Source organism: Actinoallomurus acanthiterrae (assembly GCF_054775715.1).
The window spans coordinates 7,083,965-7,110,093 of sequence record NZ_BAAHCO010000001.1 but is presented as its reverse complement, the minus strand read 5'-3'; the positions used below and the strand labels follow the sequence as shown (position 1 = coordinate 7,110,093).

The 26,129-nt window shown below is 66.5% G+C and carries 22 protein-coding genes and 3 pseudogenes; 9 read left to right on the top strand and 16 right to left on the bottom strand.

The features are described 5' to 3' along the window. Nucleotides 1-49: 49 nt before the first annotated feature. The 7 genes from ACYVF7_RS33515 to ACYVF7_RS33485 form a co-directional block, all read right to left on the bottom strand. Nucleotides 50-544, bottom strand: a complete 495-nt coding sequence (locus ACYVF7_RS33515; protein ID WP_460348584.1) for a hypothetical protein — start codon at nt 542-544, stop codon at nt 50-52. Nucleotides 545-972: 428 nt separating this feature from the next. After that, complete coding sequence (locus ACYVF7_RS33510; RefSeq protein WP_460348582.1) at nt 973-1,893, bottom strand: Mom family adenine methylcarbamoylation protein; 921 nt, start codon at nt 1,891-1,893, stop codon at nt 973-975. Then, complete coding sequence (locus tag ACYVF7_RS33505) at nt 1,857-2,387, bottom strand: hypothetical protein (protein WP_460348580.1); 531 nt, start codon at nt 2,385-2,387, stop codon at nt 1,857-1,859. Before ACYVF7_RS33505 ends, ACYVF7_RS33510 begins: the two co-directional genes overlap by 37 nt. A gap of 909 nt (nt 2,388-3,296) precedes the next feature. Then, nucleotides 3,297-3,524, bottom strand: a complete 228-nt coding sequence (locus ACYVF7_RS33500) for a hypothetical protein (protein WP_460348578.1) — start codon at nt 3,522-3,524, stop codon at nt 3,297-3,299. A gap of 858 nt (nt 3,525-4,382) precedes the next feature. Further along, nucleotides 4,383-4,862 (bottom strand): hypothetical protein, encoded by a 480-nt coding sequence (locus ACYVF7_RS33495; RefSeq protein ID WP_460348576.1) that lies wholly within the window; start codon nt 4,860-4,862, stop codon nt 4,383-4,385. A gap of 143 nt (nt 4,863-5,005) precedes the next feature. After that, entirely contained in the window at nt 5,006-5,197 is a 192-nt protein-coding gene (locus ACYVF7_RS33490) for a hypothetical protein (protein WP_460348574.1), read from the bottom strand. Further along, entirely contained in the window at nt 5,194-5,901 is a 708-nt protein-coding gene (locus tag ACYVF7_RS33485) for a hypothetical protein (RefSeq protein WP_460348572.1), read from the bottom strand. The genes ACYVF7_RS33490 and ACYVF7_RS33485 overlap by 4 nt, the downstream gene beginning before the upstream one ends. A gap of 815 nt (nt 5,902-6,716) precedes the next feature. Here ACYVF7_RS33485 and ACYVF7_RS33480 point away from each other — a divergent pair. Beyond that, entirely contained in the window at nt 6,717-7,865 is a 1,149-nt protein-coding gene (locus tag ACYVF7_RS33480; RefSeq protein WP_460336188.1) for an IS30 family transposase, read from the top strand. A gap of 89 nt (nt 7,866-7,954) precedes the next feature. Here ACYVF7_RS33480 and ACYVF7_RS33475 read toward each other — a convergent pair whose 3' ends face one another. From ACYVF7_RS33475 to ACYVF7_RS33450, 6 genes are all read right to left on the bottom strand, one after another. Beyond that, a complete protein-coding gene (locus tag ACYVF7_RS33475) occupies nt 7,955-8,281 on the bottom strand; it encodes a hypothetical protein (RefSeq protein WP_460348571.1) in 327 nt (108 codons plus the stop codon). A gap of 278 nt (nt 8,282-8,559) precedes the next feature. Continuing rightward, nucleotides 8,560-9,039 (bottom strand): hypothetical protein, encoded by a 480-nt coding sequence (locus ACYVF7_RS33470; protein ID WP_460348569.1) that lies wholly within the window; start codon nt 9,037-9,039, stop codon nt 8,560-8,562. Between the two features lie 135 nt (nt 9,040-9,174). Next, entirely contained in the window at nt 9,175-9,585 is a 411-nt protein-coding gene (locus ACYVF7_RS33465; RefSeq protein WP_460348567.1) for a hypothetical protein, read from the bottom strand. A gap of 527 nt (nt 9,586-10,112) precedes the next feature. Then, on the bottom strand, nt 10,113-10,298 hold the full coding sequence (locus tag ACYVF7_RS33460; protein ID WP_460348565.1) for a hypothetical protein: 186 nt from the start codon (nt 10,296-10,298) through the stop codon (nt 10,113-10,115). Between the two features lie 44 nt (nt 10,299-10,342). Continuing rightward, nucleotides 10,343-11,074 carry a hypothetical protein gene (locus tag ACYVF7_RS33455; protein WP_460348563.1) on the bottom strand — a complete coding sequence of 244 codons (732 nt, stop codon included), beginning with the start codon at nt 11,072-11,074 and terminating at the stop codon, nt 10,343-10,345. A gap of 420 nt (nt 11,075-11,494) precedes the next feature. After that, complete coding sequence (locus ACYVF7_RS33450) at nt 11,495-11,833, bottom strand: hypothetical protein (protein ID WP_460348561.1); 339 nt, start codon at nt 11,831-11,833, stop codon at nt 11,495-11,497. 756 nt (nt 11,834-12,589) lie between these two features. On the opposite strand from ACYVF7_RS33450, the gene ACYVF7_RS33445 reads away from it, so the two are divergent. Beyond that, nucleotides 12,590-13,120: a hypothetical protein gene (locus ACYVF7_RS33445; protein ID WP_460348559.1), complete on the top strand. Its 531-nt coding sequence runs from the start codon at nt 12,590-12,592 to the stop codon at nt 13,118-13,120. 153 nt (nt 13,121-13,273) lie between these two features. Here ACYVF7_RS33445 and ACYVF7_RS33440 read toward each other — a convergent pair whose 3' ends face one another. After that, nucleotides 13,274-13,732 carry a methyltransferase family protein gene (locus ACYVF7_RS33440; RefSeq protein ID WP_460348557.1) on the bottom strand — a complete coding sequence of 153 codons (459 nt, stop codon included), beginning with the start codon at nt 13,730-13,732 and terminating at the stop codon, nt 13,274-13,276. A 457-nt stretch (nt 13,733-14,189) separates the two neighbouring features. Continuing rightward, the gene (gene ligA / locus ACYVF7_RS33435) at nt 14,190-16,175 is read right to left on the bottom strand and encodes an NAD-dependent DNA ligase LigA (protein WP_460348555.1); all 1,986 of its coding nucleotides are present in this window, start codon (nt 16,173-16,175) and stop codon (nt 14,190-14,192) included. Nucleotides 16,176-16,520: 345 nt separating this feature from the next. On the opposite strand from ligA, the pseudogene ACYVF7_RS33430 reads away from it, so the two are divergent. Further along, nucleotides 16,521-16,757, top strand: a pseudogene (locus tag ACYVF7_RS33430) (transposase); the annotation flags it as partial. 132 nt (nt 16,758-16,889) lie between these two features. Here ACYVF7_RS33430 and ACYVF7_RS33425 read toward each other — a convergent pair. Next, a complete protein-coding gene (locus ACYVF7_RS33425) occupies nt 16,890-18,701 on the bottom strand; it encodes a transposase (protein WP_460348116.1) in 1,812 nt (603 codons plus the stop codon). A gap of 28 nt (nt 18,702-18,729) precedes the next feature. Here ACYVF7_RS33425 and ACYVF7_RS33420 point away from each other — a divergent pair. The 6 genes and pseudogenes from ACYVF7_RS33420 to ACYVF7_RS33395 form a co-directional block, all read left to right on the top strand. Next, a pseudogene (locus ACYVF7_RS33420) lies at nt 18,730-19,326 on the top strand (IS256 family transposase); the annotation flags it as partial. Between the two features lie 55 nt (nt 19,327-19,381). Beyond that, a complete protein-coding gene (locus ACYVF7_RS33415) occupies nt 19,382-21,478 on the top strand; it encodes an ISAzo13 family transposase (RefSeq protein WP_460348114.1) in 2,097 nt (698 codons plus the stop codon). Nucleotides 21,479-21,485: 7 nt separating this feature from the next. Further along, a pseudogene (locus ACYVF7_RS33410) lies at nt 21,486-21,965 on the top strand (transposase); the annotation flags it as partial. 679 nt (nt 21,966-22,644) lie between these two features. Next, the gene (locus tag ACYVF7_RS33405; protein WP_460348553.1) at nt 22,645-23,778 is read left to right on the top strand and encodes a VOC family protein; all 1,134 of its coding nucleotides are present in this window, start codon (nt 22,645-22,647) and stop codon (nt 23,776-23,778) included. Then, the gene (locus tag ACYVF7_RS33400) at nt 23,775-24,920 is read left to right on the top strand and encodes an alpha-hydroxy acid oxidase (protein WP_460348550.1); all 1,146 of its coding nucleotides are present in this window, start codon (nt 23,775-23,777) and stop codon (nt 24,918-24,920) included. Before ACYVF7_RS33405 ends, ACYVF7_RS33400 begins: the two co-directional genes overlap by 4 nt. 436 nt (nt 24,921-25,356) lie before the next feature. Then, nucleotides 25,357-26,124, top strand: a complete 768-nt coding sequence (locus ACYVF7_RS33395) for a sulfite exporter TauE/SafE family protein (RefSeq protein ID WP_460348548.1) — start codon at nt 25,357-25,359, stop codon at nt 26,122-26,124. Nucleotides 26,125-26,129: the final 5 nt, after the last annotated feature.

The following is a 26,129-nucleotide window of genomic DNA, read 5'->3' as shown; positions in this document are numbered from 1 at the left end:
GCGCGATCGGGCGGGAAGGACGTCGCAGCACGGGTGGGCTGCGGGGGCATCATGGACAGGCTCGGCCGTTTCTCAGGTGCGGGAGTGTCCAGGCAGCACCGTGCTCACCGGCCACGACCTCACCGACGGCGCGCCACGCGGCGATCAGGTAGCGCTCTTCGTGGGCCGGCGTGTGGTCCCACCAGTGCTCAAAGACCGCCCAGGCGTACCGTTCGCCGGTGAGCCCGCATCTGGCGGCGTGGTCTTCTGCGTCAGCGAGGCGGGCGGCAACGCTGTCGGGGACGGGTCCGTCGACCCAGGCCCGCAGCATCAGCAGTACTGCCCACCGATCGGTCGGTACGGAGATCGCTGTGACGACTATGTCAGTGATCCAGGGCCTGGCCGGCACGGCAGCTTGATAGGCGGCCAGATGAGGGCCGCACGCATAGCTGATCCAGTGGTAGTCACGGTCATCGACGTCACCACCGGGAGTGGTTCCTCGGATCTCCCACCGGGCCTGCTTGCCGCAGGGGATGTTCCATCGCTGGAGGGCCGGATCCTTCAAGCGGGCGTCACAACGGTGGAGTGGATAGGCCGAGTTCGGGGACGGCCGGATAGGGGCCGGTCGCGGGCGATGGGTGCAATAGCAGTAGGTCAGGAGCGAGCGCCGGTTGGGTGCGGGCACAGCGAATCGTCCTTGCTGCTTGGTAGAGTGTTCGAGGGAGAGTGCAGGTCAGGCCGCTCGATCCCGTCCGCGAGTTGGTGCGCGGTGTTGACCGAGACGGCGTTGCCGGTCAGCGGTCCGCCGATGTTCTTCCGTAGCGCCAGTCACGACCGGTACTCGGCAGGGGAGCGCCTGCTGCGCGGCGGTGACGTGCTGGACGGTGCTCGTACTTTGGAGCAGGTCAGTGAAGCCAGGTAGGCCGCGTACGCTGGCCCGTCTGAAACGGCAACGTGCGTCTTGACCAGGCCGCTCATCTTCATCGTGTTCTTTCAGCCGGGGTGCTCCGGCTGCCAGCGCGGATCTTTCGGGTACGCCTGCGGGTCGCCCTTCACACGGACCAGCCGCTTCTGTCGTTGGCTGCCAGCGAGGAACGCGTACCGATGTGGGCCGTCGTGCCGTAGCCTGCGGGCGTTGACCTGCACCAGGGCACCGGCGACCCATGCGGCACGGTCCTCATCCGGGCGGCGGGGTGTAGCCCCGTAGCCGACCAGAATCCGCTCGGCGTACTGGCAGCCGCGTTCGCCGCGGCGGATCTTCTGCAACGTTCGTGGGTGCAGGACCGTCCCGTCCGGTAGCAGCACTAGCGAGCGGGGCGTCGCCCGGCCCAGGTACAGCGCCGTGGCGGCCTGATAGATCGCGCCCCGGTGTCCGGGGAACACCACGTCGCCGGCCAACGTGGTGCGCGGCACCGGGTCAGCGAACGACACTACGCCGCGCACCCCGGCCATCCCGGCGAGCCGCAGGACCTCCGACAGGAACCACGTCTCCCCGTTTCCGGGGACGGCGTCGGTCAGCACGAAACGGCCCAGCTCCAGGCTTTCCTGGTACGCCTCCAAGTCCGGGAACACGTTCGTGAGCGTCGCCCTGTTGGTCGGCACGGACAGCACCGCTGTGCCGACCAGCTCCGGCAGCCCGGCCTCGTGCTGCAGATCCCACAGCCCGTAGCAGAAGCGCGCCGCCGGCCAGCTCCGTGAATAGTGCAGGCGAACGGTGAACGACTCGGCCTCGCGACTCGGCACGGCACTCACCCCATACCGGTTCGGGTTGAACCCGCCCTCGTGGATATGTCTCCAGCTGTGACAGCCGTCCGGCAGCCAACGCAGGCACTCCTCCGAAGACGGCGACAACTCGACGGCGCTGCCGCCCATGATCTTCATCCGAGCCGGGGGTCCCAGCAGCCGGGGCAGCACCAGGGATTGGTGCCAGGCTCGGCAGCGGAGACCTTGTGTGCGTGGGGGCCGGCATCGCGGTGACAGAACCGGCAGTACCGCCTGCTGTCGACCTCATCGTCTTCTTCGCGCGGGTCGCCGGGGCGCTCGCCGAGGATGCCACCGGCCGTTTGCGTAAACTCCTCATAGCGAGCGTTTTTCGCTCGCAGCCCCCCCAATACCGCGGCCGTGATGGGCTGATGGCATTGCTCGCAAGCGGTCATCGTGCTTGGGTTGTACCAGTTGCATTCGCACAGCCACAGCAGCCCGGCGCGGACAGCGGCGCTGCGGATGTTCATGGCCTCGTGGTGGTGGGCTGCGTTGAAAAGTCGTGCCAGCGGGTCGCCGGGGGCATCTACAACAGCATCAACGCTGGAGTACCGGTTGTATGGGGCACTCGCGCGAGCCTCCTCGGCGGGGATGCTGTAGCCCTCGTCGTCGCGCTCCTCTTCGGGCCGGTAGTGCGATTCCGTCATATGGAGATTCCCATTCGCAACATCTGCTGGCTACTCGCCTCTGATCTCTCCGCCGGACCGGCTGCACCGGATGGACAGGTCGAGGAGGGCGTCGTCGCCCCGCAGTCGCAGGTCCTTGGACATCATGACGGGGGTCACCGCCATTGTTATTCGGGGTCGTTCCCAATGCCGACGTAGCGGTTGGACAAATGCTGGTATCGACGCTTCGCTTCATCATCGCCTGCAAGGCCGAGGGCCTTAGCGATATCAGACCACGACATCTCTTGCTCGTTTCGTCCGATTTCAATAGCTCTACGCTCGTGGTCGTCTAGCGTCTCTCGCCTATTTCGAATTTCCCGGAGAGTCGTCCACATGTTCTCTTGGTCATCGAAGTTATTCAACGTTCTCTTTCGCATGGCGTGTATGACGGCTAGCCTGGTGATGGTGAATTGTTCGGTGGGTGGGTCGACGTCAGCCGGCGATTCTCATAGGGTGAATTATTCGCTGGCCAGCCCGCGAACAGTCAGCCGCATTTATCCAGGCGACCCGGTGGGTTGAATGGGACTGCTGCGCAGAAGTCGCTGTAGTGACATCCGGGGCGATCACCGCCGGTCTCCAACAATCCTTCGGTCTGGCCGCGGATGCCGCTGAGGTTGCGGCCGCTCTCGGTGCGGATCACGTGGATATTGGTCTTTTGGTTCAATCGAAGGGAGATGGGTCGTCGTCGCGGTGGGCACGTCGTTGCGGTCGGCGACGCCAACGAGGCCTCGCTCGAGTTCGGAGACGCCGTCCAGGGGCCGACCTGGTGTAGCGCGGTTACGCGCACGTCGGTGTGCGGCATGGCAAGGTCGCTGTCCGGGAGGACGATCACGGCGCTCTAGTGGCGATCAGTCACCTCGGCGTGAGGTCTTCCCGGGGCGCGTGATCTGTTTACGGGTCAGAGGCGGCAGCTTGCCAGTCACGTGGCAAGGGCGCGTAGCCGAGCGTCAGTGTGGCATCCAGCAGCGTCACAGCACTCGTGATATGAAGTGCGAGATCGGCCATTTCGTCGGCGCTGAGAAGGTCGTCATCGTGGAGAGGATATTGGCTGGCTTCGATCCTTTCGGTGAGAGTACGCAGCTTGGCCAGGTAACTCTCGGCAGCGTCGCTCTGTGCCATCCGTATTCCCCCTAGGGGTTTGGGCTGCGGCCCGCCTTCTGCTTTCTCGTCGGCGTCCGTGACGATGGCGAGGGGCGCAGCATGGCCAGGCTGTCGTTGGTGGGCCCGCCTAAGCGCGTCATCCCGGGTGCGGCTCTCGACGGCAGCCTGGCGGCCGCGAAGGCATCACTTGCGTGGCCTATACAGCGGGCCGTAGCTCGTGGACGCATTCCATGCGTTCAGTGGCGCAGTAGTGACATGGGCCACCGAAACCGTGGTCATACACGAAATGCAGTACGTAACCGTCGTTTATCGCTGTGTTCGCGTGCCGGTAGCAGGTATCAAGATGCAGGGGCTTGTCGGGGATTGGAATGTCGGTTCGTGTGTACAGCTTCCATGCAGAGAACAGGCGTTCGACAGTGATCCGTACGAGTCCCGGGAGGTCTCCCGGCGCGCGACTTACGAAAAGTTGCGGCAGCGCCTCTGCCATTATGGGCCCTCCGTCGTGCACGGCGAGGGTGAGGATCTGGGCGAACATCACCCACACATCTAGTCGGAGACGAGACTGACGTCGCATTTGACCGATTGGCCAGCTGGCGGGCTCGTCAGCGACTCCTCGGCGGCGACGCTTTCGATCGGCGTATCGCTGGCAGCGTTCAACTCGATGAGCGACCGCGCCCCGCGATCGGGATCATTGCCGAGGTGACTGAGAGCTAGGTGGCCCGTGGCCGTCTCATTGGGGTCCGTCTGCAAGGCTCGAACGCGCCGACCGATCAGATGCGTGACCGGCTTGGGCGGACGTCCTTGTCCTCGATGGTGTTCGGCGAAGCTGACATGGTCGACTGTGGCCGTGTAGCGCTGCGCCCCAGGGCTGCTTTGTCAGCTGATCTTCTTCGGCTTCGGAATGCGGCAGGGGCCAGGGCCTTCGCAGCAGGCGGCCTCGCCGAGGTTGTCCCACTGACAGGTCGGGCAGCACCAGAGAATGCCGGCCGCGAACGCCGCCTCGCGGATTGTCTGCTTCTGGTGGTCATCGGCCGCATCGAGCAGCTTGTCCAGCAGATCCTGCTTAGGGGCGCCCTCTGCACTGTCATCCAGCACCACGGTGTCCTCGACTTCCACCCGCAGCGGCACGGTGCCGTCGGGCCGGACCAGCCGGTCTTCTGCGGAGTCGAGGTGCACGGAGACCCGGACGGCGCCGGCCTCATGGTCGAGGTAGGCAAACACCAGGACGCCATCGACCTCGACGCTCGGAAGGGCGTCGTCGGTCTGCGGGTGGAAGGTGGTGTCCCGATTCGCCTGTTCGCTCGCATCCTCATCGGGAAAGCGGTAGTCGAGCGGCACGATGCGGGTCCGGCTCATCGCGAGAAGAGCAGCGTGATCGTCAGGGTTCTCAGGCGGACTGGGCCGGTGGGTGAAGGGGCTACAGGCGCCAGGGTGATCGGCGCCCAACTTGCAGTCGAACGGGATCGGTCGCCTACGGCCCCTGCGACAGATGTGGGGACTCATGACGTGGGTGTGCTCGCCCGGCCGGGGCCGCTCGCGGCCTGGTCGCGGAGCTCGGCGTCACGGCGGGCGTCCTCGGCGGTGTAGCCGGTGTCGCACCACGGCTCGCACAACTGGCCTGCGGGTGCGCTGCATGTCTCACACCAGTCGTCGAAGTCCTCCGGACGCCATGGGCGCAGCGGGCCGGTCACGCGGGGAACTCTCGGATGTAGTCGGCCAGGGGCCCGGCGGACATCGCGTGGCTGTGGTGGACCGGGGCGGCGCACACGGCCCGCCATAGACTCGACGGCTCCGACGGCATGAACTCGATTCCGGGGACGGGCCGGATGGACCACTGGCGGCCGCGGGGGTCGGTGGCGGCGTACGTCAGCCGCACCGGGGTGGCTTGGCGGCCGTTGTCCTCCCACGAAAGGCCGGCGGCCGTGAGAGCCATGCTCAGCTCGGTGCAGCGCGCGCGGGTGATGTGCTCGAACACGGCCGGAAGCAGGTGGAAGTCGGCCATCTCGCGGCCTCGCCACGTCTCCTCGTGGCCGTCGTCGCGGGTGAGGACGTACACGCATGCGTGCTGGAGGGTGCCGTCTTCGCGTGTCTCGACGCGCTCGGAGCTGGTGACGGTCCACAGACCCTCCGGGCTGCGCAGCTGCTCACCGATCCGGAGCTGCCGAGCCGGCTGGGTGTTGAAGAGGCGCGGGCCGGGCACCAGGCCGTTGTCTTTCATAGCGGTACACCGCACGCACAGCCACGCCGTCTCGCCGTGACGCCGGCAGATGCCCCAGCAGTCGCCGAAGCAGGCTGAGCACAGGAATCGGCAGTCCTGAGAGGCGACGATCGTTGCCACGTACGTCATGCGGGGCATGCGGCTGATGACCATGCCGAAGTGGCGGCCGATCGACACGGTTTCTCCTTCCGGGCGGTGGTGAGCGGTGTGAGCGGTCTTGCCGGGGGGCAGGGTGCGGTGGTCACGTCCGGAATCAGGTGGTGGTGCGGGTGCTGATGCCTGCAACGCACCGGAACGTTGTGGTAGTCGGGCATCCGCCCGTGCTCCAGGAGGAGGAACCTAAGATTCGTGAACCCAACGCCCTAGGCTGGCCGTTGCACGCCTCGGCACGTGGGTTCCGGCGGATCAGTGCTTCAGAGATCACGAACTGACGGGGATGACCATTGGGCAGGCGGCTGCGGTGTAGGCGGCGCAGTTGGGATGCATCGCCGCTTCGCTGACCAATCCGCGCTGGAGGTCCTGCGGTCGTGTGAACGCCACGAGACGTCGGCCGAGCGGCTCTCCGCAGGTCGGGAACGGGCACGTACGATGTCATGAACTGGCCGACTCACGTACGGGGCGTTTGTCTCATTCGCAGTACCTCGCTGCTGCCGGTGAACAGCTCAAGGCCCCGGCCACGCGGCGCTGCGGCCTTCGGCAGGTGCTCGCGTCTGCTGGCGGAGGCCCGGTCATCGGTGGGATCCACGCGTAGCCATAGCGGTCGTCTTGGGCGTGTTTGGCGAACCGCGCCCAAGAGGCGTGGTGGATCGGTTCGCCGCCGATGGTGACGAATGGTTCTACGGACATGTCTTGGCCCCACCTTCGAGCTTGGGTTCTAAGGGTGGTCGCAACACCTGACTCTCAGGGGTGTTGCTATGACCAAGGCGCGTCGCGCGGCTAAGAAGCGTGGACCCGCTCCGCTTGCGGCCAAACGTGATCAATACCTTCAGCTCATGGCGCAGGGAATGAGCAACTCGGCCGCGTGCCGCGAGGTCGGGATCAACCGCAAGACCGGCAACCGCTGGAGGTACGGACGCAAGGTCGTCGACCGGGCCGGACGCGAGCGTGTCTACCCACCGATCACCGAACCGCGGAACACCGGCGCCATCTCGCCGCGGTTCCTGTCGGAGGACGAGCGGATCGTCATCGCCGAGATGCTCCAGGCCGGGAGTTCCCTGCGCGCGATCGCCAAGGAACTCGACCGCGCCCCCTCCACGATCAGCAGGGAGGTGCGCCGCAACTGCAACCCACGCACCGGCAAGTACCGTCCCTTCCACGCACAGCGGCGGGCGGCCGTGCGGCGGGCGCGGTCCAAGGACGGCAAGATCCGGCGGGACCCGGAGCTGAAGGACTTCATCCAGCACCATCTCGACCAGCGCTGGAGCCCCGAACAGATCAGCCAGGCACTGCGCACCGCCTTCCCGGACGAACCGGACCGCCACCTCGCGCACGAGACCATCTACCAGGCGATCTACCTGCCACACCGCGGTGGCCTGGAACGACAGCCCGGCGTCCTGCGCACCGGCCGCCCGGCCCGGCGACGCAGGCGGCGCGTCGACCAGCGAGCCACCCGCTTCATCGACCCCGGCGCATTGATCAGCCAACGACCCGCTGAGGTCACCGACCGCCAGGTGGCCGGTCACTGGGAGGGTGATCTCATCGTTGGCCAGGGCAACCGGTCCGCCATCGGCACCCTGGTCGACCGCACCACCCGCTACGTCAAGCTGCTGCACCTGCCCAACGGCCGCACCGCCGACCAAGTCCGCGACGCGCTCGTGCGCACCTTCGCCAGCCTGCCCGCCGACCTGGCCCGCTCCGTGACCTGGGATCAGGGCAGCGAGATGTGCCGACACGACGAGTTCACCCACGCCACCAACATCCCGGTCTACTTCTGCGAGCCGGCCAGCCCCTGGCAACGCGGATCGAACGAGAACACAAACGGCCTACTCCGCCAGTACTTCCCGAAAGGCACCGACCTGTCCATCTACACCGCCGAAGACCTCGCCGCCGTCGCCGCCGAACTCAACAGTCGCCCCCGCAAGACCCTCGGCTGGCAAACCCCCGCTGCGCTCTTCGCTAAGCTCGTCGCAACAGTCGAATGATCGCGTGTTGCGACAGTTTCTGGAATCCGCCCCGCGCGACGCGCCTTGGTCATAGCAACACCCCTGAGAGTCAGGTGTTGCGACCACCCTTAGAACCCAAGACCGTAGGTGGGGCCACTTCTCACCCTTGAAACCATGACGAACGTCGCGGGACGCCCGGCCCTCGGGCTGTAGGTGACCTTGATCAACTCTGAAAGGTCAGGGTTGGTATCGACCTCGATGACAGTTCCGATCGCCCAGGCGTGCACCATCCGGGAGCCCAGGCGGATTGACCGCGCCCGGCCGGCGGCCGACACGGTGAACTGCACATCGATCAACGTGATATCGCCGACGTGTGCGACGACCCGCCTTTTGAGGGAGCCTGTGAGTGCTGTCACTGACCACAGGCGTTTATGCAAATTGAAGTGCACCCGCATGCGATGTCCGATCAGAGATGGTCGCCCGGCGGAGTCAGCGGTGTTCAATGTGCCATCTCCAGACCGATGATCCAACCGCCGGCAGGTGAGTTCTGGTGGTACGGGCAGGGCGACTTCGGATGACGCCGTGGGCATCGGGGGGCATGAAACTGGCTGCGATGGGAAGACGCGAGGTTTGGTCCGACGTCCGCTTGGCCCGATCAGGGAATTCGCGCCTACATCCTCCTTTCAGAAAGAGGGCTGGTGTCTACGGGTTCGGGCGAGGGATTCAGGTTCAATCAATACCGAGGGTCAGGATGCAGGATCTCCTCCGCCCATGAAGGCGGGCACGGAATACGCTCGGGCTCCTCGATCGCCGCAATGGGGGACAGGAGCGCCGGACGCACGGTGGCGACCTGCGCGAGCCGGATCCCGAACGCCGGCGCGAACATCTGGGCGGCCAGAATCCGTTGCGTCTGACCAGGGGTGGATCGGCGCGTCCGCTGTGCAGTTCCCCCCAGTAGCACGGCCTGCGGTCGCGTTGCTCTGGCCTGCTTTATCAAGCTGGCGGATTGCTGGGTGAACGGCACGCCGGAGTCATTGATGACCTCAACCAGGTCGCGGTTCCTCGCCACCGCGATGTCTTGGCCAAACTGCACCGGACCCGGCTCGGCGACCAGAACCATCCGCTCTTTGACCTCGACCAGGCCGATCGCTTGACGGGCGAGGGTGTCCCAGAAATCACTAAATATCTGCATCAGTTGGCTTTCTCGATACACAGCGAACCTTTCCCGCGTATGTTGATGCGGAACGGGTGCAGCGGGCATGCCATCGCGTGCTCTTGCACGTTGCGTCGATGAAGGCCGAATGGGAATTAATCAAGACCCCTGGCCTTAGCCGGTCGTCGGCCGGAGTCAGTCAGAGGGGACGTTGCCAGCGGCGATGCGGCGAAGGTGGCCGAGCGTGAGCCCCCGCACCAGCACGTCGTCGGCCGTGTCGGCATCGGTGAAGTCCAGACCGATCCGGCGATAACTCGGCTTAAAAGGTCCGCGGTCGTCGCTGGAATCCAGCTCGATTCCGTACCGGTTAAGGAAGTCCACGGCCTGTTCCCGCATCTTGGCGCGCCGTACGGCTTTCTCGCCTTCTTGCTGTCTGCGTTCCCGTCGGGCTGCTTCGGTTTCGATCACCTCCGTGCCGTCGCGCAAGAATACGATTCGCGGATCTTTGCCCTGTTCGGTTACGCGGAACCGAAGGGTGCCTTTACCGCCTTCGAAGGTCGCGCCGTCGGCCAACCTCAAGACACCGTTGTGGCGTCCCTCGTACACGCAGCTGACGATGCGGTCGTGGGCGCGTTGATTGAGGTCCCTAACGACGTATTCCTGTCCGACTATCAGGTCCGATCGATGCATGAGTTCCCTTTCGCGGTGTCAGGTGAGGTCGGGTGGAATGCCACGCGCTGTCCCCTGGCGTCTGGTCGCTTCCTGCTCAGCCGGGACGGACGGGTCATCAGCCGGCCAGCCAGGACGCGCTCTCAGGGAGCGTGATCTGCGCGACGCGCGTGACATGGACCGCATCCACTTGTCGCATGCGGTGAGGCGTACCGCCTGGAGAAGGTCGCCATGTGCTCAGCTGATCGCCAGCCACCGTGTCGATGGCCGTCGACCCGTGGGCTTCGTCGGTGAGCTCCGCTCAGCGTGCCGGGGCGGTCGGGGTCAAGCGGGGCCCCTGTGGGGTGCTTGACCCCGACCGCCCCGGCGTGCTGCCCTGTGGGCACCGACGAGAGCCCACGGGCACCGCAGCACAGGCATACTCGGCTACGGCCAGCCCGCCGCATGGCGGCCCATGGCCGCTGTCACCTTCGCCCTGTTTCGCTCAGCACGGCGCCGGCGTCGGCCTCGGCCGGGTTGTCCAGGGACAGTTCTGACCAGCACGCCGCCCACGCCCACGCCACGCCCTTGCAGCGCTCTGACAACTCAACGTTGTGGAGCTTCTCGGTCACGATGAACACCCGATCGACGCGCAGGGACAGAACCGGCACTGAGGGGGCTCTGCCGTCGTTGGCCTGCTCGCGGATGAGGCGAGTCAGGCGTTACCCGCGCGCCGGTCGGGGGTGAAGGGGAGCGAGGTTGGTGCCGAGACCAGGAGAGTCTGCGGGTTCGGCAATGACGGCAGGCCGCCAGAGGGTGGCCATGAGAACCATCGCAAGGAACAGGCGAAGCGCTGCCGGGTCTGGTGGCGGGGTGACGCCCGGTAGCGTGATCCTGACTCCTCGGGCGGGAAGGTGGCGGTATCGGCGTCGGCCTTCAGTCCACGCACGGCGGTCGGTGCCCACTGGTCGGCGGCGAGCAGGACCCAGCCCTCTTCGGTCAACTTCGGGCAGTGCCGCACGGCGAGTTCGGTGCAACTGCGGCAGACCGGAGGATCGGATGTGGTGAATGGGGCCTCAGGGCCGTAGTTGCGGACGTGGGCGGTCCAGCGGTCGGTCGGGGTCATCCACACCGACCCGGGGCCAGCGCAGATCTGGCAGGCCCCCGACAGCATGCAGGTGCGCTGGCGGGTGGGGTGGACCGCCCCGAAGAGCGGCCGTCCGGTCCCGGGTTCATCAGGCATCCGGTTCCACAGCAGGCCGTGTGCGTCGCGGTCACTCGGTCTCTCTCCGATGTACACCAGGTCGCTGCGGATGTATGGCCCGAACACGCCGTGGGCGATACCGGTGCGGACCGTTAGCAACGTGGCGTGCTCTTCGGCGGCGTCGATCTCGTTGGACCAGGCGGTGATGTAAGGGACGGGCACTTCGTGCCATCTCTGGATCACAGAGTCCTCCCGAAGAACCGATGGATGTCGGGCATGCCGGTTCGGGCGGCGATGGTGGGTGCTGATGACCGCCTGCGGCTGCTTGGAGGTTCCGTCCGTTCCGCTGGCGACTGCACCGGGCCCGGTGGCTGTTCAACGGATTTGCGCTGGTGAACAGGAGGTTCGACGGGCAGCGGCCAGTTTTCGGCGGTGCTCGGGCGGCGGGACCTGGCCCGCCGCGGCCCGTTCGGTGAAGGCAGCGCTCAGCCGGTGTGGCCGCTCGAGGTAAGGACGCCGTTCATCGGGCAGGAGAGCCAGACGCGGCGGTCGGGCGCGTGGCCACGCTGCGCGGTGGGAGTCGCCAAGCGGCGATCCGACGCAGCCAGATCACTGGAATCAAGAATCACAGTTCCGATGGATGCTCAGCACTTCTCGCGGTTTTCAGGCTCGTCGGGGGCAGGGTTGGGCCAGGTCCTGCCACGCCTGGCCGGTCCACACCTGCCACACGTCTCCCTCCATCGGGAAGCTTCGAGGCAGGTCCGTGACCGTGCTGCGCAGCGCGTTGTGCATGCTGGCCTCATACGGTCGGCGAAGCATGTCGATGCCGAACCATTCGGTGGCGAAGCCGGTGGTGGAGACGACCCGTACGGGAACGCGCTCATCGGCCACCTGTCTGGCTACAAACCTGCCGCAGTCGTAGTCCTGGCGGAGCATTTCGGCGACGTACTCCTCCTGCATCTCCCAGGTCTGCACGTGGGGCTTGTCGTGCCAGCGGGCCACCCGCTCATCGGAGAAAGCGCAGGCGCGTACGTAGGCTTCCCAGGTCGCCCTGCGCTCGCGGAACAGTGCGCCGGCGTTCTGCCGGCGCTGGTGGGATGGAAGTCGGTCGGTCCGCCGTCTCCCTTGTTCTCCAGCGTCCCGAACGGTTTGCCGTCCAGTTTCAAGAAAGCAACAAACGCCTCCCCATCGGAAGTCGGCAGGTTCCTGATGCTGGTCACCTTGAGCCGGTCGTGCGGGACTATCAGCGGAGCGTGAAGCAGGTCGTGACCCATCTGTTCTCCTCCAGAAAGCAGAGATCCCGCCACACCCGGCAGACGGGATCGATATGTTGCGCTGGTCAGGTCGGGCATATCCTTCAGATCGGGTGCCGCAGCGGCGAACCGCTCGAAGAATGTGACGCCCTATCTGACACCAAGCACGCTGGGGTAGGCGCAAATCATCGGCCCTCGTATTCGGAACGGCGGGACGGCGGCCAGCCGGGGATAGGACCGTCTCTCCAGGGCACCGCCCCGCGCAGCATCCGTGTGACCACCTCGAATGCGCCCGTGACAAGACGCCGCCTACGGCCGCCGCCTGCAAAGGCGATCTCGTCGACGGCCACCACGCCGCCCACCGACAGTGATCGCAAACCGGCCGCAGCCTAAGCCACTGACTCGCTGTGCCAGACGGGGATCGTCACTGCAGATGGCAACATAATCGAAGCGGTAGCGAAGGCCGTCCGAGTTCGGGGGTGCAACTGGTGGTCGACTCGGGGCTTTGGACGTGCAGAGCGCCGTGATGCGGTCAGATCCCCGGACCGCGCCGGAGCGGCGGCTCGCCACCTTCTTGCAGGTGGTGGCCGATCTGGCACCCGCGACCGGCAGACGCTACCGGTCCCAGTATCAACTTGTGCTGGACCTCGGTATCTGGTGCCAACCGGCACCACTGCCAGCCGACCTGAGGTGCTGGCGTGGGCAGGCGGGTGCGTGCTTCCATAACGCGCCCGAGCTAGCCGCAGCGGTCCCCCGACTGTTGTACGTAGAGGGTTATGCCGATCCGGGAATCGGCAACGGGTTCGGGCTGGAGCACGCTTGGACGATTGACCCGGAAACCGGCGAGGTACGGGATCCGACGTGGGACCGGCCGGGCGTGGCATATCTGGGAGTCCCGATCTCGCTGGAGCATCGGGAAAAGGCGTTGTGGGAGCAGCCCCGCCGGTTTGACTCACCTGCAGTGCTCGATGTTCACGCCGACCCGTCCCTGCTCACCGACGGCTGGCCCCTCGATGCTGGTGACAGGCCGACGTGACATCTGGCGATCGACTCGACTCGGAACGTCCTCCAGGAGGCGGCTAATCGGTTGTGGCACGCCCGCGGCCGTAATGCCGAGTGCGCTTGACGCTCGCCTGAAGGTCGTTGCGGACCTCGTGGAACCTGTGATGACGGTTCCTACCCGAGGAGGTCAGTATACGAAGGGGATTAGCTTGGGCACCCGCTTCTGGTACGCAGCGTAATCCGGGAACTGCTCCGCCAGCCAGCGTTCTTCTCTCCGCGCCTTGACGTCGAAGAACACAAGAAGGACGAGCGCCCAGGCCACCGTGAAGAGGCTGCTCCAGACCAGGCCCCAGCCGAGTACGACGACGGTGAGCCCGGTGTAGATGGGGTGACGTACCACGGCGAAGATGCCGTGCTGGACCAGCGCGGCGCCAGGCCGCGGTTTAGGAAACGGTGAAAGACTGCGCCGGCCCAGCGCGATCGAAGCAGCCACAACGATGCCCACGCCGACGGCCGCGAGCAGGACGCCCCCGCCGGCGACCGCGCCAGGCCAAGAGCCGGACCGCGCTCCGAACACGGGGGCCAGCAGGGCCACCAGCACCAAGACGGCCTGTACCCCGACGTACCACTCACCCTTACCGCTCATTGCCGTTCCTTTCGAGATCGCAGTGTCGCCGCGCCGTAGCGCGGCGCCGATTCCAAGATTGCGGGGGAGAGGGGGCCCCGGCTGTGGCCATGGCAGGGATCACGCTCCCAACCATCCAGGGCGAGCGAGCCAAGCATCGGGTCAGCGGGCATCCGCACCTCGACCAGAAGCGTCGCAGACTGCTTCTACAACCCCCGCCGCCGTCACCCGAGTCTGGGCATGCTCAGCCCCGCCGATCTCGTTCCTTCCGCTTTCTCGCCTAGTGGTTGCGCGATGGACTCGCGATCCGGGCTGCGCGCCGGCCCATGGACCGTCGAGCACACGAGGTGTAGGAGCGGAAGCAGATTCTCTCGTCGAGGCCTGGTGTCCCGCAGCGGGCGCCTACGGGTTGGTGGCGAGCTATCGCGGGCGGCCAGTCTCCCCCCAGATATGGCTCTTCTCGGTCAACCGATGCGCTCTAGAGCACGCCGGCCTCGGCCAGCCACTGCCACAGCTCGTCCTGCCGGACGATCGTGACGCCGAGTTTGTCGGCCTTGGCGGTCTTGGCGGCTCCGACGTTGTCGCCGGCGAGCAGGTAGTCGGTGTTGGCCGAGACCGACGAGGCGGTCGTCGCCGCCGCCTGCTCGACCAGGCGCGTGACGTCCGGGCGACTGATCTTCGCGCCGGAGCGCGGGTCGGTGAACGCACCGGTGATCACGGCCGACCTGCCCTTCAGCGGCGAGTCGCCCGCGGCGGCCGCGTCGAGTGGCCGGTCCTCGTCCAGCACGTCGAGGTCGACGCCGCGCTCACGCAGCCTGGCGATCTCCTCCTTGACCTCCGTGCGGGCGAAGAACGCGACGACGCTCGCGGCGACTCTCGGGCCGATGTCGCGGATCGCGACCAGGTCCTCGGCCGTCGCCGCGGCGACGTCCTCGATACGCTCGTAGCCGGCCAGGCACAGGCGCTTGGCCGTGCCCTCCGAAGCCATCGGGATCGCCAGGCCGATCAGCGCGCGCCGCAGCCCCATGCCCCTCGAGGACGCGATCGAGTCGACCATGTTCTTGGCGCTGACCTCGCCCATCCGCTCGTAGCCGAGCAGCTGCTCAGCCGTCAGGTCATAGAAGTCGCTACGGCGCTTGAGCACGCCGTCCTCGGCGAGCTTCTCGATCCAGACGTCGCCGACGCCCTCCATGTCGGCGGCCTGCCGCGAGGCCCAGTGCATCAGTCGGCGCGTCGCCTGCGCCGGGCACTGCAGGTTCACGCACCAGCGCTCCTCGCCGGTGCCGCGGACCTCCAGCTCGGAACCGCACGACGGGCAGTGCGCCGGCGGGATGATCTCGACCTCGGTGCCGTCGCGCTCCTCGGGCAGCGAGCGGCCCGCGAACGGGATCACGTCGCCGCGCCGTACGACGGCCACCATGTCCCCGATCCGCAGGTCGCGCTCACGGATCAGCCTGGGGTTGTGGAGGGTGATGTTCTCCACGGTCACGCCGCCGACGAACACCGGCGCGACCCTCGCGCGCGGCGGAACCCGGCCGATCTTGCCCACCGGCCACTCCACCGACAGCAGCCTCGTCAGCTTCTCCTCTGGCGGGTACTTGAACGCGATCGCCCCGCGCGGCTCGGCGCTGTTGAAGCCCGCGGCGTCGAACGCCGCCGGCGTATGCAACCGGATGACCGCGCCGTCGATGTCGTAGTCCAGCCCGTCGCGGCGGCCGCCGATCTCCTCGATCGCCGCCAGCACCTCCTCGACGCTCGCGCAGACGTACTGGGCGACCGGCTCGAAGCCCGCCGGGATCTCCAGCGCGGCGCCGTCACGGTCGGCACCGAACGCGAAGAACCGCAGCAGCCGTTGGGCGGCCGCGGCCGCCGCGGGGTCCTTCAGCACCAGCGTCCCGGCCGCGCCCGACCGCGGGTTGGTCAGCGTACGGTCCGGGTGTGCCTCGTTGTAGGCGGCCCACACCGACCGCAGCATCACCGCCTCACCGCGGACCTCCACACGCCCCGGCACGTCGATCTCGACCGGCAGACCGGGAATCACGTACCGCACCTTCTCGGTCACCAGCTCACCGACCGTGCCCGTGCCGCGCGTGGCGACATGGTCCAGGCTCCCGTCGAGGTAGACCACGCTGAGCGAGAGTCCGTCGAGCTTCTCCGACACACGGAACACCTGGCCGCCGAAGCGCTCGCAGAAGGTGCGGATCTGTTCCTCACCCGTCGCCTTCGCCAATGAGAGCATCGGACGCGCGTGCCGCACCGTCGGGCCGGTCAGCTCCGCGGGCGCGTTGACCTTGCCGAGCGGGCTGTCGGCCGGCTCCAGCTCCGGGTGCTCGGCGACGAGCGCCGCCAGCTCGTCCTTCAACGCGTCGTAGTCGGCGTCTGGCAGCGGGCTGTCGCCGGTGCCGTAATACAGGTCGTTCAGCCGCTTGACCTCAGCGGTCAGCTCAGCAATGCGCTCTCTCATGTCCACTCCTTGATTAAACGTCAAGCCACTGACATCAACGCCGTGCCAGTGATGTGCCGTGGTCTGTGGACAGCTGGGTCTACAGAACCGGGGCAACTTCACAGAGTGATCGTGCCGACGCGTGTGGTGCCTTGGGGTGGTGGGCTTCGCGTCAGGAGATCGTCCGGCTCGGGCTGGGATCGCAGCGTGATTGCACGACTCCCACCTCGCGGGTCGGCTCGAGATGGTTGCGTCCACGGAGGTGGTGTACGAGTTTCCGCTGGTGACAGGCGTGGCGTCGTGAACTGAGACGGCCATCGCGTGATCCTTCGAGATGCGAAGTCAAGATCGAAGGAGACCAACGCGATGGCCGTCAGTGACAGTGTGGACCCCGCGGGCTGGTTCGCCGAGCAGATCGGGGCGTGTGAGCCGGATCTGCTGCGAAAGATGGTCAAGACCATGGCTGAGGCGCTGATGAGCGCCGAAGCCGATGCCGTGTGCGGCGCGGAGTACGGGCAGCGCTCGGGCGAGCGGGTCAACCGCCGCAACGGCTACCGGGAACGGGACTGGGACACCCGCGCGGGCACGGTGGCTGTTGCTTTATCTCCCGGCGGCCTGACCCCGAGGCCGGCTGGGACGCTCGGGAGGCGGATCCGGGCGAATGGGCAGCCTGGCGATCATAGACGTGGTCGCGGCGGCCGGGACGCGGATACGTCCGCTGGGGTGCTGACCAGGTCAGGTGGCGAGTGCTGCTGCGCGTCGGGCTGAGTCCAGGCGGCAGAGCTTGCCGAGGTTGAGGACCATGGCGGCGAAGGTGAGTTCGGCTTGGCAGGCGCGCAGGCCCCGGCGCGCGAAGCGACGTAGAGCGGTGCGGTCTTTAAGGTGACCGTTGACGGGCTCCACGGTGGCGCCTCGTCGTTTGTAGAGGGCCGCACCTTCTTCGGTGGCCAGGCGGTGGACCATGACGGTGGCCGGGTCGGCGTCCTCGGGTGGTGGGTCGTGGTGCTCGCCGGACTGGGGCAGCTCTCCGTTCTTGCCGGGCGCGATGAGCCGGTCAGGGCCGGGAGCGGTGAGGTTGTCCTGGGTCCAGTAGCCGGCATCGAACAGCAAGGCGCCGATCCAGTCGGCCCGGCAGGGGCAGTCCGTATCCGTGCAGCCCCACGGGTGACCGCCGTCGTCGCGTTCGGCGGACGCGTCGATGCAGCACCGGCCCAGGGACGGGCATTGCCGCGAACATCGTGCGCGGTGAATCAGCAGCGCTGCGGTGACGGCTGCTTGGACCATCGGCTGCAGCTGCCGCCGATCGTTGGCGTCCTGGACGAGGTGGGGGTTGAGGATCAAGCCGTCGTCGCTGACCGCGAGCTGGGCGTTATAGCCCTGGATCATGCCTCCGTTGCGGTCTTGCATCAGGCGGCTGTCGAGGTCGGTGACATTGCGCCGTGCGACCGGGCGCTCATCTTTGGTCTTGATTCCGCGCGGCCCGTGCCTGCCACCACCGGGCACCGGAGTCAGGTCGGGCTGTTCGCGTGCTGAAGGCTGCGAGGCCGTCTGCGCCCGGGCGGCCACCAGTTCCCGCTCGGCTCGCGCCACCCACCGCTTGGCGCGCGCGACCTGCTGGCCGCGATTCTCATCGAAACTGAACGGCCCGAGATTCGGCTTGGGTCCTTCGCCGGCCTCGAACCGCCGGATCCGCTCGCGCATCACCGCGATCTGTTCTCGTTTGGCGGCGACTTCCTTGGCCAGCCGGTTTTGGGCTGCCTGCAGCCGGGCTTCGGCGATCGCCACGGGGTCGGCTCCGACCGGACGAGACCCCACATCGTTGCGGCCGGAACGGGTGGCCTCCAGGAACGCGTGCTCCTTCGCTGCGGCGGCCTCATCGTCCAGGCCGCGTTCGGCTTCCTCCGCGATCACATCGGCCAGTGCCCGCTTGAGCCGCTCTTCCCGGTCACGCCGTCCCCGCAGCTGCTGGGGTGTCTCATCACCGCGTTCGCCCGGTCCGAACGCGGCGTCTTCGGCAGCGTCCTCCGTTGCGGCCCGCGTGAGGATCTCATCGACCTGCTGTTGCAACCACTGCCGACGGCACGTGGCCTTCTTCGATGCGTCCGCCGCGATCTTCGTCCCGTCCACCGCGATGGCGCCCAGCCGCCCCATGCCGGCCTTCGCGCAAATCATCAGTACCTGAGTGAACAGCGCCCGCACCGAGTCTTGATGCCGTTGCCTGAACCGGGCGATCACCGTGTGATCAGGCACCTGCAGCCCGCAGATCACCCGCATCGCTACATCCGTCCGGCACAGCCGCTCGATCTGCCGCGAGGAACGGATTCCAGCCGAGTACGCATAAATCAGCAGCGCCAGCAGCATCCGCGGATCGTAAGCACGGCGACCAGGACCGCCTTGGGCATACCGGGCCTCCAACTCCGCGACGTCCAGGTGCTCGACCACCTCGAGAAGCACCCACACCACATGATCGCCGGGAAGCCACTCACGCATATCCACCGGCAACAGAAACTGCTGATCCCGATCAACCCGCCGGAAACCTCTCGCCACCCGCCCATCCAACGATCACCCAGACCATCAGACCTGCCCCTCCAGGAGATCGTGCCTAAAAAGCAACAGCCACACGATCGAGCTGGCGATCCCGAAGCTGCGTTCGGGGTCGTACTTTCCCGAGTGGCTGCTGGAACGGCGTCGCCGGGCCGAGCAGGCGCTGGTCTCGGTGGTCGCGACCTCCTACCTGCTGGGGGTGTCGACGCGGCGGGTGGACAAGCTGGTCGATCAGCTCGGAATCAAGAACATCTCCAAGAGCCAGGTCAGCGAGATGTCCAAGATCCTGGACGTCCAGGTGGAGGCCTTCCGGAACCGATCGTTGGACGCCGGCCCGTACTCCTTCGTCTGGATGGACGCCCTCACTCAGAAGGTCCGTGAAGGCGGGCGCACGGTCAACGTCCACGTGATGGTGGCGACCGGGGTCAACGCCGATGGGCACCGGGAGATCCTCGGGGTTGAGGTGACCTCGGCCGAGGACGGCGCCGGCTGGCTGGCGTTCTGCCGGGGTCTGGTCGCCCGCGGTCTGTCCGGGGTCCAGCTGGTCATCTCCGATGCCCACCGCGGCCTGGTCGAGGCGATCGCCGCGACGCTGCCCGGGGCGGCCTGGCAACGTTGCCGCACGCATTGAAGCTGTCAAGAAATAAGGCGTTGCTTTGTGATCTTGGGCTCGTTGGGATGGTATGGCCGTCTCCAGCGAGGTCCGCGAACAGCTCGCGCGGAAGTTCGAGGTGCTGTTGCCGCATCTGAACGAGCGTCAGCGGCGGTTGCTGTTGGCGGCCGAGGCCCGGCTGCTGGGGCACGGCGGCGTGCGCGCCGTCGCGACGATTGCCCGGGTCAGCGAAACGACCGTCCGCAAGGGAGTGTTCGAGCTCGAGGACGGCGAGGATCCGCTGCCGGACGGTCGTGTCAGATGCGTGGGCGGGGGACGCAAGAGCGCGGAGGAACAGGATCCGCAGTTGCTGCCTGCGCTGCTGGCACTGGTCGAGCCGGACGAGCGAGGTGATCCGGAGTCTCCGCTGCGGTGGACGACCAAGTCGCTGCGGAACTTGGCGGAGGAGCTGACCCGGCAGGGACATTCTGTCTCTGCACCCACGGTTGGTCGGCTGTTGCGGGAGTCGGGCTTCAGCCTTCAGGGCAACGTCAAGACCCTTGAGGGACGGCAGCATCCGGACCGGGACGCGCAGTTCCGATATATCAACGAGCAGGTCAAGGAGCATCAGGAGGCCGGGGAACCGGTCATCAGTGTCGATACCAAGAAGCGGGAGCAGCTCGGGCAACTGCCCAACGCGGGCCGCCAGTGGCGACCGAAGGGCGACCCGATCGAGGTCGAGGATCACAGTTTCTTCTTCACCGGCCCGCAGGTCGAGCAGGCCATTCCGTATGGGATCTACGACATCGCCGCCAATGCCGGCTGGGTCAACGTCGGGGTCGATCACGACACCGCGACGTTTGCGGTCGCTTCCATCCGCCGCTGGTGGCAGGCCCGTGGCCGGGAGGACTATCCGCAGGCGACCCGGCTGCTGATCACCGCGGACGCGGGCGGCTCCAACAGCTATCGCTATCGCGTCTGGAAGGCCGAGCTCGCCATCCTGGCCGCCGAGACCGGGCTGGCCATCACCGTCTGCCACTTCCCGCCTGGGACCTCCAAGTGGAACAAGATCGAGCACCGGTTGTTCGCCCACATCACATCGAACTGGCGGGGCAGGCCGCTGACCAGCCACCAGGTCGTCGTGAACAGCATCGCTTCGACGCAGACTCGCACAGGCCTGCGAGTGGAAGCCGAGCTGGACACCGGCACCTATCCCACTGGTGTGACCGTGAGCAAGGCGCATCTGGACGGGCTGCCGATCGAGCGGCACGATGATCACGGTGCCTGGAACTACACGATTCACCCGCGGCCGGCGGACGTCCCCTGCGCCGGCGCCCCGACTTCGGCGGCTGTGACGCGGTCCCGGGCACTGACACTTCTGGCCGACGTCCGGCTGACCGGACTGAGCAAACACGATCTCGATCAGCTGGCCGTTCAACTGGCGCCCGCCCAGGACGCGCTGGCTGAGCAGCACCGCTACCAAGAACGAGGCGGACGACGCCGCAAAGCCAAAGGCGATCACGGCCGCCCGCTACTCACCAACGCCGACCGTGTCCTGATCACCGTCATCTACCTGCGGCGCGTCTGCTCCCAAAAGGTTCTCTGCGAGCTGCTGTCGATCAACCCGACCTCGATCGGCAAAGCCATCGCCGACACCAGGATGGTCATGGAGCAGCACCGGGTCACCCTCACCTCCACCACCCTGTGCTTCTGCCGGGCCCAGGACCTGCTCGATCATCTGGCTCACGGCTCATCCCGCCACCGGACAGCACTACCCGACGAGCTTTCGCACCCCGACCTCACCGGCATGAGCCGTCAAGAACTCCACGGCCTCATCGAACGCCTCACGATCCCCTACGAAGCCGTGATCGAACGCCGACGGCACAAACAACGAGGGGGTGACCGTCTCCCAGGGACCCGCGGTGGCGTGTTCAGACAGAAGATCACCGACACCGACCGGATCCTCGCCGCCATCCTCTACCAGCGGAAACTCTGCACCCGCGAAGCCCTGGCGGACCTATTCCATATCAGCCGAAGGACCATCGGCTACGCCATCGCCGACGTCGTTCCACTTCTCGAACAACACGGCCCCACCATCAAGGCCGCCAACAGAAGATTCACCAGTGCTGCCGGCGTCCTGGCCTCTGTCGCTTCCAGCCCCCAGGATGCCGCCGAGCCAACATGTTGATTTTTAACGGCTTCATTACCTGCGGAACCTGCTGACCAAGGTGCCCAAGTCCGCCCAGCCATGGGTGGCGACCATGGTGCGGACCATCTTCGACCAGCCCGCCACCGAAGAAGTCGCCGCCCAGCACGCCCGCGTCGTCGACAGCCTGCAGGCCAAGTACCCCGACGCCGCCGCACACCTGGACGAAGCCCGCGATGACCTGCTGGCCTTCACCGGCTTCCCGCGCGAGATCTGGCGGCAGATCTGGTCGAACAATCCCCAGGAACGGTTGAACAAGGAGATCCGGCGGCGCACCGACGTGGTCGGGATCTTCCCGGACCGGGGCGCGATCATCCGTCTGGTCGGCGCGGTGCTGATGGAACAAACCGACGAATGGACCGAAGCCCGCCGCTACATGGGCCTGGAATTCCTCGCCAAATCCCGCCTGCGACTCGTGAGCGGCGAAACGCCGGACGAGAACACCACCCCGCAAGCGATCACCGCTTAACCTGCAGAAACAGGATCACGCGGAGGCTGTCTTACACCACTCCGCTGGACGTGACCCTCGAGATACTCCTTGGCTGCGCTTCTGTGGGGGCCCGGCGATAGCCGATCGCCTCGCCGAGTCCCGTGGCCGCCACCGGCGCTGTTCCGGTGGCGGCCACGGGACTGGTGAGGCAGGCTGAATCGCCGGGCCCCAACGGAAGGGCGCCGAGATCGGTGATTGGTCTTCGCCGAGAAAGACAGCACTTATTACTCGGCGGGATGGGTGTTGGCGGATAGAGGGGGGAGCTATCCGTTGACTGGCAGGCATGCGAGCAAGGGCTCTTGGCCAGCGAGCGTGTGCCTCGGATCTCGAGTTCGCTTGACGCTCGAGTTCACCCAGTGCTTCCGCCGCGTCAACCGGTTCATGCGCCTGGGTAGCCGCGCGCCAATCTCGACCGGCACGTCACCACTGAGAACACCACATCGATCTGCTACGCCACGACCGCTGCCTGATCGTGGGTCGTCACCGAAGTTCCATGATGCTCGCGGGCCTGTCTCTCCTGGTCGCGCCGGATCGTCGGTGCCGTCATTTGTGTGCGGGCGAGTGAACTCGCCGCACGTCAAGCCTGCCGCCGCAGGCTCGGCTAACGGATGCCTGACGCGCGGCTGATCTGCCTTCCCTAACGTCCCCGCCCGACGGCATGACCAGGCGCGAGCCCATCACCGAATCGCGTGGGGGCCTACAGCCATGCCGGGAAGGGACGACGATGCAAGGCATTGCATACACCGAGCTGTACGTCTCCGATGGACCCGCCGCGATCAGCTATTTCACCGGGGGAATGGACTTTGTGCCGGTGGCGGAGGCCCATCGGTCCGACCGGGATTCGGTCGTTTTGCGGGCCGGGGAGATCCATCTGGTGATTTCCTCGCCGACCACCACGGACAGCCCCGTCAGCGCGTGGCTGTCACAGCACGGCGATGGGATCGCCGACATCGCCATGTACCGGCGCGACGCGCCGGAGGCCGTCACCAGGGCCGCGCTGGCCGGTCTGCCGCTCATCCGGCCGGTCCGGCACAGTGCTGACGGACATGTCTACGGGACGATCGGTGGACTGGGCTCGGTCGAGCACACCTTGATCGATCCGGGCAGGGCCAGTGAACCGATCCTGCCGCCGGAGTTCGCCTGGCGTCCCATCCGCGGCGCTCACGGAGCCGAATCAACGCGTCTGCAGCTGATCGACCATGTCGCCGCCTGCCTGCCGCTCGGAGCGTTGGCGAGCAGTGCTTGGCTCTACCGGCACGTCTTCGGGATGAAGCAGATCAGCCGGGAACTGCGCCCTGGTGACGTCGAGATGGATTCCCGGGTCCTGCGCGATGCGACCGGCAGCATCACCTTCGTCCTCACCGAGCCGACGCTCGAAGCCCGTGGCGGGCAGATCGAGCAGTTCATCCGTCAGCACGCCTCCGCCGGTATTCAGCATCTGGCATTCGCCTGCACGGCCATCACCGACACCGTGGCGGACTACATCGACCACGAAGTGGCGTTCTGCGCGACTCCTTCGGCGTACTACCGTTCCATCCCCGAGCGCTTGGCCGACTATCCGCAGGTGCAGCGCGAGCTCGAGGCCCTGCACCAGACCGGTGTACTGGTCACCAGCGACCACGGCGGTCTGCTCTACCAGATCTTCACCCGAAGCCCGCACGAGCGCGCCACCGTGTTCTACGAGCTGGTCGAGCGCCAGGGCGGCGCGTCGGGGTTCGGAACCGACAACATCAAGGCGCTGTTCGAAGCCCGCGAAGCCGACCTGACCCAGCAGGCCACGGAGCAGCCGTGAGGCGGCCGGCCACCGTCGCCGACTACGCGGCGACGGCCCACGTCACGATGCGCCGGGACGCGTGGGACTTCATCGCCGGCGGCGCGGGCAAGGAGATCAGCCTGCACGATAACGAGGCGGCATTCGACCAGTACTGGCTCCGCCCTCGCGTGCTCACCGGCACCGCCTCCCGGATCGATACGCGTGTCGACCTGCTCGGGTCCGTCTGGTCGGCTCCGATCGCGGTGGCGCCGACCGCACTGAGCACCCTCGTGCATTCCGGCGGGGAGTCGGCGACCGCCGCGGCGGCAAGCCGCCTGGGACTGCCGATGGTGGTGAGTACATTCGCCGCGCACACGATCGAGGACGTCACCGCGGCCAGCACCGACCCAGGCCTGATCTGGCAGCAGCTGTACGTCTTCAGGGATCGGGCCGTCACCGCGAGTCTGGCCGCACGAGCCGAAGCCAGCGGCGTTCAGGCGCTCGTGGTCACCGTCGATACCCCCTGGCTCGGACGCCGGCCTCGCAACATCCGAGGCGAGTTCCGGATACCGGCAGATGTGAGAGCCGGCAATCTCGAGAAGTCGCTGGGCGCACCGACGGACATCGCATCCCCTGAAGCCCATAGCCGGAACGCGATCGACCCGGGCATCACCTGGGCTGACATCTCAAAGATCGTCAGCTCGACGGCACTGCCAGTCCTCGTGAAAGGAGTGTTGGCCGGCGACGATGCCCAGAACGCCGTCGATGCCGGGGTGCAGGGGATCATCGTCTCCAACCACGGCGCGCGCCAGCTCGATCGGGTGGTTCCGACTCTGGAAGCGCTTCCCGGTGTGGTCGCCGCCGCCGGTGACGTACCGGTCTTGGTCGATGGCGGCATCCGCTCCGGTGCCGACATCGCCATCGCCCTGGGCCTCGGTGCCCGCGGCGTCCTCATCGGCCGGCCGGTGTTGTGGGGGCTGGCCGTCGGAGGAGAAAACGGGGTATCCGCGGTCCTGTCGCTGCTGATCGACGAGCTGAACGAGGCGATGGCGCAGTCCGGGATATCGCATCCGACACAAATAACGCCCTCATTCCTTCATTCCTCAACCCATCGGGTGGACTCCACCCGGCTGCCTGAGGCCATAAGGGGCGAGTCCGCAATACCATCCCGCATCGGCTGACCATGGACCGATTCAATCCTGGCATTCACCAGGCTGGTATCAGCGTCGACGCCACACAGCATCAACGGCTCGGCGAAGAACCCGTGACGGTATCAACACTCAAATACTCCAGTAACGGCGTTCGAGGATTTGCTTCCAGGCCTGCACCCCTTGGTTCGATCACCGAAGCGGGTTCTGCATGGCAGGTGCCTGTATCGCCGCGTCCAATTTGCGACGATCGCACCAGCACGCGGTACGGAATGCCGCCACCGCCACCGCCAAATCAACGCCACAATTACTCCAGATTTCGCGGGCGCGCGCCACGAGACAAGCCATTCCGTCCGGCGAAAAAGCGACGGACTCAGCTTACGCCTAAGAGACGGGCCTCCACCTGACTGGGCGTCCCGCGAAGACCGAGAGCGTCTCGCTGCTTTTCCAAAGCATTCATCTGACTGGAGTGACCTTCGTGACGGTGCTCAAACTCGCCGCGATCCTGTCCGCAGGAATCGCGGCCGGAACGATCAACACGATCATCGGCTCAGGCTCGCTGATCACATTCATCACACTCCTCGCGACCGGCTACGCCCCGGTCACCGCGAACGTCTGCGGGACAGTAGGCCTCGTCCCGGGATCTGTCAGCGGAGTCATCGGTTACCGGCGTCGTCTCCCAGCGCGACGGATGGATCTGCTGCCGGTCGGAGCCGCGGGCCTGGCGGGCGCTGCCGCCGGGGGTGCCCTTCTCCTCCTTCTTCCGGTCAGTTCTTTTCGTACGGCGGCACCGATACTGATCCTCGGCGCATGCGGTCTGACACTCATCCAGCCTCGGATGAGTCGCTGGATGGCCCTTCGTCAGTCCGAAAACGACCGGCCAACGCTTCTCATCCTCGCGACCTTCGCCGCCGGCGTCTACGGCGGATACTTCCTGGCCGGCATCGGAGTGGTCCTCATCGCCGTCCTCGGAGCCTTCACACCCGGAACCGACCTCCAGCAGACCAATGCCCTCAAAATGGTCGCCGCCACCGCGATCAACATCAGCGGCGCCACCCTTTTCCTGATCACCGGATCGGTGGAATGGGCCCCGGCCATACTCATCGCCACTGGATCACTGCTCGGAGGATGGATCGGCGCCTGGATTGGCCAGCGTCTGCCGAGCACTGCCTTGCGCTGCGTGATCGTCTCCGTCGGCGTGATCTCCGCCGGCACGGTAATCGCCACCAACCTGTGAGGAAT

What these genes read in the sequence shown, in the direction of transcription:
- ACYVF7_RS33415 (WP_460348114.1), top strand. Translation starts at nt 19,382, where the DNA reads ATGGCCGTCTCCAGCGAGGTCCGCGAACAGCTCGCGCGGAAGTTCGAG.
- ACYVF7_RS33495 (WP_460348576.1), bottom strand. Translation starts at nt 4,862, where the DNA reads ATGAGCCGGACCCGCATCGTGCCGCTCGACTACCGCTTTCCCGATGAG.
- ACYVF7_RS33405 (WP_460348553.1), top strand. Translation starts at nt 22,645, where the DNA reads ATGACCAGGCGCGAGCCCATCACCGAATCGCGTGGGGGCCTACAGCCA.
- ACYVF7_RS33500 (WP_460348578.1), bottom strand. Translation starts at nt 3,524, where the DNA reads ATGGCACAGAGCGACGCTGCCGAGAGTTACCTGGCCAAGCTGCGTACT.
- ACYVF7_RS33505 (WP_460348580.1), bottom strand. Translation starts at nt 2,387, where the DNA reads ATGACGGAATCGCACTACCGGCCCGAAGAGGAGCGCGACGACGAGGGC.
- ACYVF7_RS33440 (WP_460348557.1), bottom strand. Translation starts at nt 13,732, where the DNA reads ATGAGCGGTAAGGGTGAGTGGTACGTCGGGGTACAGGCCGTCTTGGTG.
- ACYVF7_RS33480 (WP_460336188.1), top strand. Translation starts at nt 6,717, where the DNA reads ATGGCGCAGGGAATGAGCAACTCGGCCGCGTGCCGCGAGGTCGGGATC.
- ACYVF7_RS33475 (WP_460348571.1), bottom strand. Translation starts at nt 8,281, where the DNA reads ATGCGGGTGCACTTCAATTTGCATAAACGCCTGTGGTCAGTGACAGCA.
- ligA (WP_460348555.1), bottom strand. Translation starts at nt 16,175, where the DNA reads ATGAGAGAGCGCATTGCTGAGCTGACCGCTGAGGTCAAGCGGCTGAAC.